General features: G+C 69.8%; 12 protein-coding genes and 2 pseudogenes. 5 read left to right on the top strand and 9 right to left on the bottom strand.

Annotated features, from left to right (window positions below):
* Window positions 1-4: 4 nt before the first annotated feature.
* The 8 genes from KV097_RS08030 to KV097_RS07995 form a co-directional block, all read right to left on the bottom strand.
* The gene (locus KV097_RS08030; RefSeq protein WP_220340950.1) at window positions 5-1,132 is read right to left on the bottom strand and encodes an endonuclease/exonuclease/phosphatase family protein; all 1,128 of its coding nucleotides are present in this window, start codon (window positions 1,130-1,132) and stop codon (window positions 5-7) included.
* A 63-nt stretch (window positions 1,133-1,195) separates the two neighbouring features.
* Window positions 1,196-2,545 (bottom strand): NADP-specific glutamate dehydrogenase, encoded by a 1,350-nt coding sequence (gdhA, locus tag KV097_RS08025; protein WP_374106983.1) that lies wholly within the window; start codon window positions 2,543-2,545, stop codon window positions 1,196-1,198.
* Window positions 2,546-2,603: 58 nt separating this feature from the next.
* Window positions 2,604-3,581 (bottom strand): endonuclease/exonuclease/phosphatase family protein, encoded by a 978-nt coding sequence (locus tag KV097_RS08020; protein ID WP_220365572.1) that lies wholly within the window; start codon window positions 3,579-3,581, stop codon window positions 2,604-2,606.
* Between the two features lie 36 nt (window positions 3,582-3,617).
* Window positions 3,618-4,208, bottom strand: coding sequence for a hypothetical protein (locus KV097_RS08015; RefSeq protein WP_255559282.1), 591 nt, complete (start codon window positions 4,206-4,208; stop codon window positions 3,618-3,620).
* A gap of 13 nt (window positions 4,209-4,221) precedes the next feature.
* Window positions 4,222-5,370, bottom strand: coding sequence for a zinc-dependent alcohol dehydrogenase (locus tag KV097_RS08010; protein ID WP_220340952.1), 1,149 nt, complete (start codon window positions 5,368-5,370; stop codon window positions 4,222-4,224).
* Between the two features lie 543 nt (window positions 5,371-5,913).
* Entirely contained in the window at window positions 5,914-6,402 is a 489-nt protein-coding gene (locus tag KV097_RS08005; RefSeq protein ID WP_220365571.1) for a GNAT family N-acetyltransferase, read from the bottom strand.
* Between the two features lie 30 nt (window positions 6,403-6,432).
* Window positions 6,433-7,023, bottom strand: a complete 591-nt coding sequence (gene mug, locus KV097_RS08000; protein ID WP_220365570.1) for a G/U mismatch-specific DNA glycosylase — start codon at window positions 7,021-7,023, stop codon at window positions 6,433-6,435.
* A gap of 45 nt (window positions 7,024-7,068) precedes the next feature.
* The gene (locus KV097_RS07995; RefSeq protein ID WP_220365569.1) at window positions 7,069-8,283 is read right to left on the bottom strand and encodes an oxygenase MpaB family protein; all 1,215 of its coding nucleotides are present in this window, start codon (window positions 8,281-8,283) and stop codon (window positions 7,069-7,071) included.
* 62 nt (window positions 8,284-8,345) lie between these two features.
* On the opposite strand from KV097_RS07995, the gene KV097_RS07990 reads away from it, so the two are divergent.
* Both KV097_RS07990 and KV097_RS07985 read left to right on the top strand, forming a co-directional pair.
* Complete coding sequence (locus KV097_RS07990) at window positions 8,346-9,008, top strand: TetR/AcrR family transcriptional regulator (RefSeq protein WP_220340957.1); 663 nt, start codon at window positions 8,346-8,348, stop codon at window positions 9,006-9,008.
* A 53-nt stretch (window positions 9,009-9,061) separates the two neighbouring features.
* Entirely contained in the window at window positions 9,062-9,541 is a 480-nt protein-coding gene (locus KV097_RS07985) for a hypothetical protein (protein WP_220365568.1), read from the top strand.
* Window positions 9,542-9,568: 27 nt separating this feature from the next.
* Here the strand turns inward: KV097_RS07985 and KV097_RS07980 are convergent, their stop codons facing one another.
* Window positions 9,569-11,389, bottom strand: a complete 1,821-nt coding sequence (locus tag KV097_RS07980) for a glycoside hydrolase family 15 protein (RefSeq protein ID WP_220346714.1) — start codon at window positions 11,387-11,389, stop codon at window positions 9,569-9,571.
* Between the two features lie 88 nt (window positions 11,390-11,477).
* Here KV097_RS07980 and KV097_RS19725 point away from each other — a divergent pair.
* From KV097_RS19725 to KV097_RS19895, 3 genes and pseudogenes are all read left to right on the top strand, one after another.
* Window positions 11,478-11,713 (top strand): annotated as a pseudogene (locus tag KV097_RS19725) (FAD-dependent monooxygenase); the annotation flags it as partial.
* Window positions 11,714-11,822: 109 nt separating this feature from the next.
* Window positions 11,823-12,299, top strand: a complete 477-nt coding sequence (locus tag KV097_RS19160; protein WP_255559391.1) for a hypothetical protein — start codon at window positions 11,823-11,825, stop codon at window positions 12,297-12,299.
* Window positions 12,300-12,303: 4 nt separating this feature from the next.
* Window positions 12,304-12,609: pseudogene (locus KV097_RS19895) on the top strand (GNAT family N-acetyltransferase); the annotation flags it as partial.
* Window positions 12,610-12,614 lie beyond the last annotated feature (5 nt).

Here is a 12,614-nt window from a genome sequence, read left to right as displayed (position 1 = left end):
ACGGTCAGACCCCGGTCAGGTCGGCGTACAGGAGGGCGTGGTCGGACGCCTCCTCCACCTTCGACGTCAGAGTGGGAAGGATCTCCCACGGGTCCTTGGTCCGAGGGCCCCGCCAGACGCCCTTGCGGAAGACCCCACCCCCCTGCGCGTGGGAGAACAACGCCGGCGAGAGCAGGATGTAGTCGATCTTGGCGGTCTCGTTGCCCGACCCGTACGTCCCCTTGCGGTGGTTCCAGTCGAAGTCCGGGTGCGCACTGATGTCGACGAGGGTGCCGTCCTCGAGCAGCGGAGCCAGTGCGTCACTGGTCGGGTCGTCGTTGAGGTCCCCGGTCACCGCGAACATCTCGACGCCCTCGTCACGCAGCGCCGCCACGATGCGTGCGACCCGCTCTGCCTGACGGCGACGGCGTCTGCCGCCGAGCGGGTCACCTGGCGAGCTGTAGCCCTTGGACTTGAAGTGGTTCGCGAGCACCACGACGCGGTTCCCGAGAGGGGTGTCGAGGTGGTATTCGCAGCAGTCCCGCGAGAAGACGGTCCCAGAACCGTCGGTGTCGAAGATGTGGGTGCGCATCTGCACCAGCCGGTAGTCGGCGCGCGCCATCAGCCCGACGTCGATCCCGCGCTCGTCGTTGCCCTCGACCACCATCACCTGCTCGTACGGGGTGCCGCCGACCGCCGGCAGCAGCGACTCCGAGAAGAGCTGGAGCCCGGGACGGTCGTCGGCCTCGACGACGGTGACGACGTCGGCGCCGACCTCGTCGAGGACCCGCGCGATGTTCTCGGTCGCCGTGACGTTGACCGCGACGGTCTTGAGCTCCAGCCATCCGACCCAGTCGGGACGCCCGGCAGCCGCGAGGACGACCGGTCCGCTGCGCGGGCGCTTCAGGAGATGGCGGCCGCGCATCGTGCGCATCCGCACGTACGGTGCGTCGTCGGAGCGAAGCAGACCGAGCGTGTCGAGGAGCCCGAGGATGTCGGCCTCGCGGCCGGCGTAGCTGGGCCGGTCGAGGAGTGCGGAGAGTCGTGCGTGAGCCGCGAGCACCTTCTTGCGCGTGGCCGCGTCACCCTGCTCCTCCGCCATGGCCTTCGGCCGGGCGAACAGGTTCTCGACGTTGAACGATGCGATCCTCATGGCGTCCCCCTCTCGCCAGTGTGCGCCGACGCCGGTTCACCTCGTGGGGGATTGAGCCACCGCTCAGATGACGCCGAGTGCGAGCATCGCGTCGGCGACGCGGACGAAACCCGCGATGTTGGCCCCGGCGACGTAGTTGCCGGGGCTGCCGAACTCGTCGGCGGTCTCGGCGCACCGGTCGTGGATGCTGCGCATGATCTCGGCCAGGCGCTCTTCGGTGTGCTCGAAGGTCCAGGAGTCGCGCGAGGCGTTCTGCTGCATCTCCAGTGCACTGGTCGCGACGCCGCCCGCGTTGGCCGCCTTGCCCGGGGCGAAGCGCACACCCGCCTCGTCGAAGACGGCGATGGCCTCGGGGGTCGCCGGCATGTTGGCGCCCTCCGCGACGATGGTCACGCCGTTCTTGACGAGGGTGACCGCGTCGGCGCCGTTGAGCTCGTTCTGGGTCGCCGACGGCAGCGCGATGTCGCACGGCACGTCCCAGATGGACCCGGCCTGCCCGAGCCGGACGTCTCCGCCACGCAGCTCGGCGTAGTCGGCGATGCGCCCGCGGCGCACCTCCTTGACCTCCTTGAGGATGTCCACGTCGATGCCGTCCTCGTCGACGACGTAGCCGCTGGAGTCCGAGCACGCGACGACGGTGCCGCCGAGCTCGTGCACCTTCTCGATCGCGTACGTCGCGACGTTGCCGGAGCCGGAGACGACGACGCGCTTGCCGTCGAACGACTCGCCCGCGGCCTGGAGCATCTCGGAGACGAAGAAGACGGTGCCGTAGCCGGTCGCCTCCTTGCGGACCTGGGAGCCGCCCCAGGTGAGGCCTTTGCCGGTCAGGACCCCGGACTCGTACCGCGTGGTGATCCGCTTGTACTGACCGAAGAGGTAGCCGATCTCACGGCCGCCTACGCCGATGTCGCCGGCGGGGACGTCGGTGTACTCGCCGATGTCGCGGATCAGCTCGGTCATGAACGACTGGCAGAACCGCATGACCTCGGCGTCGGAGTGGCCCTTGGGGTCGAAGTCGGAGCCGCCCTTCGCGCCGCCGATGGGCAGACCGGTCAAGGAGTTCTTGAAGATCTGCTCGAAGCCGAGGAACTTCACGATGCCCAGGTAGACGCTCGGATGGAAGCGCAAGCCACCCTTGAACGGGCCGAGCGCGGAGTTGAACTGCACCCGGAACCCGCGGTTGATCTGGACGCGACCGGCGTCGTCGACCCACGGCACGCGGAAGATGATCTGACGCTCGGGCTCGCAGATCCGACGGATGACCGCGGCGTCGACGTACTCCGGCCGCTTCGACACCACCGGACCGAGGCTCACCAGGACCTCACGGACGGCCTGATGGAACTCGGCCTCTCCGGGGTTGCGACGAAGGACCTCGTCGTACACGTCCTGCAGCTTCTCGTCGATGCTCGACACCTGGTGCACCCTTCTGTTGACGGCCCCTCTCGAGGCTATCCGGGGCCCGATCCCCCTCTCAGTAGGGGATGCGCAGCGTCGCACGGACCGGGTTGTGGTCCGAGGCGAAGGGCGTCCGGTACAGCTTCCCCTTCAGGCGCACGATGACCCGGAACTGGCGTACGCCGATCCCCGGTGAGACATAGACGTGGTCGACGTGGTGGTGCGTGCGCCACGGCCGCCGCCGCAGCTGGTTGGCGCTGTTGTAGCTGCCGAACTTGCGGGTCCGGGCCACGGCGAACGCGTCGCGAGCACCGGCCGCCTGGCGCATCGCGCGGCGAGGCGCGTCGAAGGTGTACTTGCGGGACGCGGACGAGTTGTAGTCGCCGGCCCACACGATCGGCCAGGACGCGCCGTGCGCTCGGCGCACCGCGAGAGTGTCGGCGATGAGATTGCGGGTCTGGCGGTAGCGCTTGCGGTCCTTCGCGACGCCAGGGCCGTTGACGAGATGAGCCGAGGCGACAAGGAACCGCGCACCCGTGGCCTTCTCCGTGAGCAGCTGGTAGCACCCGTAGTCGGCGCTCACCGAGTAGGAGCGGTCCAGCCGGATGCGACCCGAGATCGCGCGCGACCCCGAGAAGCGCGTGCGGTCGTAGAGGATGCGCGAGCGGGCGTCACGAACGGCGGTGCCCTTGATCTTGGCGCACCGGGCGGTGGAGGCGAAGCGGTGCTTCACCTTCCGGTAGAGCGACGGGAAGTTCGTGTTGCCGTTGGCCTCCTGGAGGCCGACGACGTCGAAGCCGCTGCGCAGGACCTGGGACGCGACCCGGTTGCGCCGCTTCGCTGTCCACGGGAGCGGCTTGGCGTCCTTGTGGATGTTGTACGAGCCGACGCGGACCGTCGTGGCGCCGGCGGCCCGGGCCTGCGAAGCCGGCTGGACGGTGGCGGACGAAGCCGAGGGGGGCGCCGAGGGGGCAAGGGCGGTCGGCGTCGCGAGTGCCACAGCGACGGCTGTGGCAGTCGCGACGCCCATCGGGAACCGGGATAAGAAGGTCATACCGCCATGCGATACCCGGAGTGAGTCAGGTGCAACTCAGCCCAGGACGCGCTTCGCGGCTCGGTAGGCGAGCCAGCCTCCCAGCACCCAGGGGCCGGCGACGATGACCGGGTCGAGCGCCTGGTGGACGACGTCGGTGCGGTTGCGGCCGAACCGGGACTTCGCACCGTGCCGCTTCAGCTCGCTGCTGATGCCGGTCTGGGTGATGGGGTTGTCGGGGCGGAGGGTGACGAACGATCGCAGCATCGCCTCCTTCACGTCGATCCGGTCGGCCGCCATCAGCAGGAGCCAGTGCGCCGCCCGACCTTCGCTGTAGCGGGCGTAGGCCAGGCGCCGCACCTTGCCGGAGAGTCCACGCGGCGGGCAGGAGGTCCCGAAGACCGGCGTGAGGAACGCGTGCTCGATCGAGCGCTCCCGCGGATAGGTCTCGGGCTGCCGGTCCGGGAACGACCAGTGGGCGCCGGAGTGGTCCGGCTGAGGCACTTCGCGGGGGAAGGACGGGCGGTCCGCCGGGTCGAGGTCCGCACCCCATCCCGGGATGGTCGCGCGGATCTCGTCGAGAGGCCGGGGGAGTGGCGGCTTCGCCTCGGTGTACGTCGGGATGTCGGACGGGGTGGTGGCAGTCATGGTGGTGCCCTCCTCAGGCGGCATCAGGAATGATGAGCGGCTTGATGCAGCCGTCGAGCTTGGCCGAGAACATGTGGTAGGCCTCGTTGATGTGCTCGAGCGGGAGGCGGTGGGTGACGATCTCGCTCGGCTTGAGGTGGCCGTTGCGGATGTGCTCGAGCAGGCGAGGCCACTGGCGCTTCACGTGAGCCTGGTTCATGCGGAGCGTCAGACCCTTGTTCATGGCGTCACCGAACTTGACGGCGCTGAAGATCGGGCCGTACGCCCCCATCACCGACACCGTGCCACCCTTGCGCACGCCGTCGATCGCCCAGTTCAGCGCGACAGGGGACCCTCCCTGCAGCTTGAGCTTCGCTGCGGTGACGTGCTGCAGCAGGTTGCCGTCGGCCTCGGCACCGACCGCGTCGATCGCGACGTCCGCTCCGAGGTGGTCGGTGATCTTCTTGAGGTGGACGATGATGTCGTCGTACTCGACGAAGTTGTACGTCTCCGCGAACGCGAACGTCCGCGCCTTCTCGAGCCGGTTCTCCAGGTGGTCGATCACGATCACCCGGCCGGCGCCCATCAGCCAGGCCGATCTCGCGGCGATGAGCCCGATCGGGCCGGCGCCGAACACGACCACGACGTCGCCCTCGTGGATGTCTCCCAGCTGGGCTCCGAAGTAGCCGGTCGCCGCGGCGTCGGTGAGCAGGACCGCGTCCTCGTCGGCCAGCCACTCGGGGATCCGGGAGGGGCCGACGTCGGCGAACGGCACCCTGACGTACTCGGCCTGACCACCGTCGTACCCGCCGGTCGTGTGCGAGTAGCCGTAGATGCCCCCGACCGCGGTCGCGTTCGGGTTGACGTTGTGGCAGTTGGCGAACAGGCCGCGCGCGCAGAAGAAGCAGGTGCCGCAGAAGATGTTGAACGGCACCATCACCCGGTCACCGACCTGGAGGTTCTCCACCGAGGGGCCGATCTCGTCGACGATGCCGATGAACTCGTGGCCAAAGGTGTGGCCGACCCGCGTGTCCGGCATCATCCCGTGGTACAGGTGCAGGTCGGAGCCGCAGATCGCGGCCATCGTCACCTTGACGATCGCGTCGTTCGGATGCTCGATCTTGGGGCGGTCCTTCTCTTCGACGCGGATCCTGTACGGCCCGCGATACACCATCGCTCGCATGAGGCTTCCTTTCGCTGGTCGTCAGTCAGGCAGGTACCCGCCATGACCCGTCGTCACTCCTCCGTCTTCGTCGCTCGGCTCGGCCTGGGTGGGCGGTAGACGTAAGCCAGAGCGGGGAGGACGAGCAGGACGGTTCAGCGCGACCAGCAGGACGAGCGAGATCCCGGCTGCCCGCCCACCGGTCAGCCCTCTCGCGGGTGACGACGATGGCGGCGTGCCGAACTCCGTGCCTCGCTCAGAGCACGAGGGGCCCGACCTTCTGGCAAGGATCTGACAGCCCGGTTGCCGACCGCCATGGCAAGGACCATGACCACGAGGAAGCCGACATAGCCGGCCACCATGACGACCACAGGAGCCACGCGACTGGCGTCCGCGGTGTTGGCCAAGATGACCCCCGTCACGCTCAGGACCGCCGTGACGATGGCCAGCAGGCACGCCACAGCGCCTCGCACTAATCGGAGAAGCCCCTGACGGCCGCAACCGTGATGCTCGGGGCGCCGCTCCCAGCGCACGCCGGGCGCGACGGGCACCGATCCCGGGTGGTCAGGCGAAGTCGTAGCGATAGACCGAAACCGGGTTCCACGGCGTCTGGTCCGACCGCTCGAACCGGAACCCCAGCCGCTCGGCCAGGCGGATACTTGCTGCGTTACCGGGCTGAATGACGGCGGTTAGCGCTTGCGCAACCCCCTCCCGGCGACCCCACTCCAGCCAGGCTCGAGCAGCCTCATGAGCGAGGCCGCGGCCCTGGTAGCAGCGCGCCAGCACCCAACCGAGCTCGACCTCGCCCCATTCTTCCCACGGATGCAGGCCTACCCGGCCCATGACCGTGCCGGTGAAGCGATCGCACACGATGCTCTGCCCGTAACCCCGCTGATCCCAGACAGATGCGAATTTCTGCGCCTGGCGCTCCGCAGCAACCCGATCAAGTCCGTCACCGCCGATGTGGCGGGCAACTTCTGGGTCTGAGTACAACTCGGCGAGCAGCGAACCATCTCCCGCATCGAGTGCCCGCAGCGCGAGCCGCTCCGTCATCATGATTCTCGGCTCAAACGACACGTCGGGTCATTCGCTTTCGTCCGGTCTGTCTCTCTCGGCCGCCTCGCGGAGCCGCGCGAACTCCTCGGCCAACCGCGGCAACGTGTAGTGGGCATTGAGCCCGCTCGGGTTGGGCAGCACCCACACGCGGGACGGCCCGAGGCGGCGATCCTGCGGGCCGACCGTCGTCCGTGGATCGTCGAACGCAGCACGGTAGCCGGTGATGCCGAGGACGGCGACCCACGCCGGACGCCAGCGGTCTGCCTTCTCGGTGAGCGTCCGGCCACCCGCCACCAGCTCCTCGCGGGACAGCTCGGCAGCGCGTGCCGACGCCCGTGCGACCAGGTTGGTGATGCCGAGGCGACGTGCGAGGAGCGCCTCGTGCTCCCACGGCTCGAGCCGACGGTCGGTGAACCCGGAGAGGTGGAGAGCCGGCCAGAAGCGGTTGCCGGGGCGAGCGAAGTGGAGCCCCGTCGCCCCGGAGTAGAGGCCCGGGTTCAACCCGACGAAGAGCACGCGGAGGTCCGGCCGGACCCAGTCCGGGATCGTCCGTCCGTCGGCGGCCGCGACCTCCGCCGGGTCAGGGCGAGGCGGCCGATCTCCTCGTGCAGCGTCCACCGTGCCGTTCTATCGCGTGCCCCTGCGTCGTCGCTCGGGCGGGCCTCAGCGCAGAGCGCCGAGCTCGTGGTCGGCGTCTGCGCCGTAGTAGTCACGGAGGAGGCCGGCCGCGACACGATCTCCCCAGCGCTCGAGGCGACGGTGGCCGCGCTCGCCGCGGCCGAGCAGCCGGTATCGGACGGTGTTGGCGGCGATGGTCGTGGCCGTCGCCCACGGGGGACGGACGGGGAGACCGAGCTCGCGCATGCTGCGGACCCCGAGGAACGCGGTGAGCATCGATAGCGTGCGCTCGCGGCGGAAGGCGCCGTTCGGCAGATCGCGGAGAGCGCCGCTGATCGCCTGCGCGAGCTGCGGCCCGGCCTCGGAGATGTCGGCCTGCGCCCGTACGAGGTGGTAGTTCAGCCGGTGACGCTCGCGCTCGTCGTCGACGAGCCAGGCCTCGTCGACGCCCATGAGCCAACCGACGTACTTCCACAGGTGCATGACGGCGTGCGCCTCGTCCCGTGTCACCGGGACTCCGAGCGCTCTCACGCCGATCAGGAGGACACCGTCGAACAGGCCGAGCGTGGCCGCCTGATCGGTCATGTTGATCGGCAGGCCCCAGCGAGGGACGTCCCAGGTGGGCTCGAACGTGTGGTTGACCAGGGCGTGCATCGCACGGACGTGCACGGTGAGGCGCCAGCCCTCCCCGTAGGGAAGGAGTGCGTCGGGCTGCGCCAGGGCGACGGCCCACTTCTGAGTCTCCGCGAGCCGGCGCCGGGTCATCTCGCCGGTCAGCCCGCCGGTGGCGACCAGGAGGTCGGTCGGCCCGCCGAAGCGGTACCCGCCGATGAGCGAGAGCTGGAGGAGGACGTCCGCGGCGTTGCGGCCGAAGCGACGCTGCAACCGCCCGGCCCGCGCGATCAGCTCGTGGTCGACCCAGTCCGGTGTCGCCTCGACGCGGGAGAAGAAGTCCGTCAGCGCCTCCGGAGCGTCGGGCACGGCGGAAGGGTCGCGGAGACGGGCGTGGAAGTCGCTCATCGACACCCGTCGTGGATCACCCGCTCGCATCCGCATCGCTTCGGCCAGCCGCTGACCGACCTCGTCGCGCTCGAGGAATCCCGCGCCGATCCGGGTCATCAGCGCCTCGTCGACGGCCGCCACCCGTCCGAACAGTCGCAAGGGTCGCGCGATGCGGGCCCCGCGCTCCTCCGCCTCACGGAAGCGGCTGGGGAACGTGGGGGAGTCGGGACCCGCGGCGGTGCTCTCGAGCGTCGTCATGCTCCCATCGTGACGCGAGTTACAACTCGCATACCAGTCGCGTCAGCGCCTACGATGCGGGCATGGCTGCCTCCGGACCTCCGGCGTACGGATCCGCCGACGCGGTGCTCCAGGCGCGCAAGCAGCCGCGTCAGGCGCGATCTCGCGCCACCGTCGACAGGATCCTCGCCTCCGGTCGGGCGGTGCTCCTGCGCGACGGGTACGACGCCTTCTCGACCAACCGTGTCGCCGACGCGGCGGGCATCAGCCCGGGCTCGCTCTACCAGTACTTCCCGAACAAGCACGCCATCGTCGCCGCCATCGTCGAGCGCTACGCCGACGAGGTCTCGGACCAGGTGGCCGCCGCGCTGGCGGACCGGCTCGGCGAGGTCGGTCCGTCGATGGTGCGTGCGTGCGCCGACGCTCTGCTGACCGCCCTCGAGGAGAACGCCGAGCTGCTGAGGCTGGTGTTCGAGGAGCTGCCGGCGAGGCAGAACGCCGCACGACGCACCACGCTCGAGCGACGCGTGCAGGATCTCGTCGGTGCGTACCTGGCCGCACGTGCGGGCCCGGCTCTCGACCGACGACCGACCGTCGTGGCATGGGTGCTCGTGCTGGCTCTGGAGAACCTCGCCGTCCGGTGGGTGCTCGACCGCCCGCCGATCCCTCGGGAGGCGCTCCTCGACGAGCTGGTGCGGCTCTGTCTCGGCTACCTCGGCGCCCCGCCGGCTCCGGATGCACGATGACGTGCCGTCGGCGAGGCTAGGGGTCCTGCACAGCACGACGCTCAGGAGGCTCCATGTCCATGTCTCGCGCCGTTGCCGCGGCGTCCGCCGTACTCGTCCTTCTCGCGACCGCCGCGTGCAGCGACGACGACGACGATCCTGACGACCAGGCCCAGCCCACGGCGACCGCGACGGACACGACGGAGCCGTCCCCGGGCGCGACCGCGACCGCGACCCTCGAGTCGGAGGACGAGGCCGGAGAGTTCGAGCTCGACACCACTGACGACTCCGTCGACGTCGATGGTCGGGCCTCGGAGTGCCAGAGCCCCGACGACGCGACGCTGACGGTGACGTTCACCGACGAGGGCACCACGGTGACCGCCGACATCAGCGGCGGTACGGGCACGGTCAAGGTCACCGGCGGCATCGAGTTCGAGGGCGACGTCGCGTCGGTCCAGGTCTCGGACAATGGCACGCTGAACGCGTTCGGACAGGGAAGTCTCTCGCGCCCCGGCGCCGAGAAGACCGCCTTCACCCTCGTCGGCAGGTGCTGAGCGACAGGGTGGGCCTCGGCCCTGCCGTCAGAGGTCGCCGAACGGACCCGCCGCGCCCGACGAAAGGTTGGCGGCAGAGACGACGAGACCGAGGTGGGAGAACGCCTGCGGGAAGTTGCCGAGCATCCGCTCCGCCTTGGGGTCGTACTCCTCCGACAGGAGACCGACGTCGTTGCGCAGGTCGAGCAGCCGCTCGAAGAGCGCCCGAGCCTCCTCGTGCCGACCGACCAGCGCGAGGGCGTCGACGAGCCAGAACGTCGTCATGAGGAACGCCCCCTCGCCCGGCGGCAGCCCGTCGACGGTGTCGGCGGCTCGGGTCGGGTAGCGAAGCAGCACTCCGTCGACGAGCAGGTCCGCCTGGATGGCGTCGATGGTCCCGAGGATCCGCGGGTCGTCGGGAGGGAGGAACCCGACACGCGGCAGCATCAGGAGGGATGCGTCCACGACGTCCGCGCCGTAGAACTGCACGAAGCTGTTCTTGTCGGCGTTCCATCCTTTGTTGCAGATGTCGGCGTGCACGGTGTCGCGGAGCTCGGTCCACCGCTCGAGCGGGACGGCGTCGCCGAGCATGAGGTGCTCGGCGATACGGACCGCCCGGTCGAACGCCACCCACACCATGACCTTGGAGTGGACGAACTGACGGCGTGGCCCTCTGATCTCCCAGATGCCGTCGTCGGGGTCCTCCCACACCCGCTCGAGGTGTTCCATCAGGGCAGGAAGGATCGCGTCCTGCCGGTGCCCCAGCACGGGGAGGTCCTCGGCATGGGTCACGAGGTTGGCCTGGACCGCCGTCCAGGTGGCGTCGAGAACCTCACCGTAGACGTCGAGCTGGACCTGCGAGCTCGCGGCGTTGCCGACCCGGACCGGACGTGACCCTTCGTAGCCCGGCAGCCAGTCGAGCTCGATCTCGGTGAGCCGGCGCTCTCCTGTGACGCCGTACATGATCTGGAAGTCACCCGGGCTGCCGGCGACAGCACGGCGCAGCCACCGGTACCACGCCTGTGCCTCCTCGGCGTACCCGCTGAGCACGAGGGCCTGCAGTGCGAAGGAGGCGTCGCGCAACCACGAGTAGCGGTAGTCCCAGTTGCGGACGCCGCCGACGAGCTCGGGCAGCGACGTGGTGGCGGCCGCCGCGATCGCGCCCGACGGTGAGTACGAGAGGGCCTTGAGGGTGAGGAGCGAACGCAGCACCTCGTCGCCCCACTCGCCGTCGTACGTGCAGCGTCCTGCCCAGTCGCGCCACCAGCTCTCGGCCCGAGCGCGCGCGGCATGGGCGTCGAGGGGGAGCGGAGGCGAGGTCTGCGCGTCATAGCAGGCGAGAGAGAACCCGACCTGCTGATCCGCACGGCACGAGAAGGAAGCGACCGTCTTCATGCCCTCGCCCTTGACCGGCACTCCCGCGTGGAACCGCAGACCGTCGCTGCCCGCTACGAGCGTCTGCCCGCCGGGCACGTGGTTGACCCATGGGACGATCGACCCGTAGTCGAAGCGCACGACGAGCTCCATCTTCATCGGCACTGTTCCGTCACGTCCTTCGACGATGCGAAAGATCCGGGACTGCTCGTCGGGTGGGGCCATGAAGTCGACGACCGCAACCGTTCCGCTCGCGGTCTCGAACTCGGTCTCGAGGACGAGGGTGTCGTGGCGATACCAGCGCCGGACGGAGACGATCTCCTCGTCCGGGCAGAGCAACCACCGCCCGTTGCTCTCGTCACCGAGAAGAGCGGCGAAGCACGCCCCGGAGTCGATCCGCGGCACGCACCACCAGTCGATCGACCCGCCACGCTCCACCAGGGCGACCGTCTTCGTGTCGGCAATGATCGCGTAGTCCTCGATCCGTCCGGCCATCGGTCCACTCCGCTCCGTCGCGTGGAGTCGTCAGCCTAGCGACGAACAAGGTTGCGGCACGCCGACCTGACGGACCTAGTCTCGAGCCATGAGCGATCCCGAGCCGGGCTCTGACGTCGACGTGGCCGTCGTCGTCCGCGACCCGGCCTGGCTCACCGACGTCTCGATCTCGGAGCGCTGCGTCGACCGCCTGCGCCACGGTCGGGTCCTGCTCGCGGGCGATGCGGCGCACATCCAGAGCCCGGCGGGGGCCAGGGCATGAACACCGGGATCCAGGACGCGGTGAACCTCGGCTGGAAGCTGGCGCTCGTGTGCCGGGGGGAGGCAGGCGAGGCGCTCTTGGACTCCTACGCCGACGAGCGCCTCCCGGTCGCCGCGGTGTGCTGCGAACGACAGGCCGCGCCTTCCGTCTTGCGACCTCCTCGAGGCTCCGGTGCGCGCCTTGCGGCCACGTGTCGCGACGGCGGTGCTGCCACTGCTGACCAGGGTCCCGGCGATCCGTCGAGCGGCGTTCCGGGCGCTTGCCGAGCTCGACGTGGGTTATCGCAACGGTCCGCTGCCGGACGGCCCTGTGGTCGTGGACGGTCGGCCCCTCCGCCTCCAGCAGAGCCTGTCGCCGACGGCCTTCACGCTCCTCCTGTGCGGGCCTGGGGACCATTGGGCCACGCCTGCGGTGCGGGCACTGGAGAGTCGCTGGCCAGGGATGGTCCGCGCTCGTCAGCTGAATGTCTCGGAGGGCCTGCGCCAAGGCATGGGTCTCGATCCGAGGCGGAGCACGCAGCTGCTCGTCCGCCCCGACGGCTACCTCGGTCACCGGGTCGACGCGGCGGACCTGAGCGCGGTCGACGACTACCTCCGGACGGTGCTCGGCGGGAGTTCACGCGACGGAAACATCGGCGTACGAGCATGAGCCGGTGACGACGCAGATCCATCGTGCGGACTTCGCCGACCCCGGCCTCTCCGCCTTCCTCCAGGCGCACCTCGACGACCTTGCACCCACCGCCCCTGCGTGCAGCCGGCACGCCCTCGACCTCGACGGTCTGAGGCGGCCGTCGGTGCGGATGTGGGTGGCGTGCGACGGAGACCAGATCGTCGGGACGGCAGCGCTCGCGGAGCTCGAGCCCGAGCACGAGGAGCTCAAGAGCATGCGGACCGACCCCCGCCACCGCGGCCGGGGAGTGGCCCGCGGTCTCCTCACGCACCTCCTCGCCGACGCGCGTGACCG

Source organism: Mumia sp. zg.B17 (assembly GCF_019550915.1).
Lineage (GTDB): Bacteria > Actinomycetota > Actinomycetes > Propionibacteriales > Nocardioidaceae > Mumia.
Note: the sequence above shows the minus strand (reverse complement) of the source record. Positions and strands in the feature narration are given on the sequence as shown.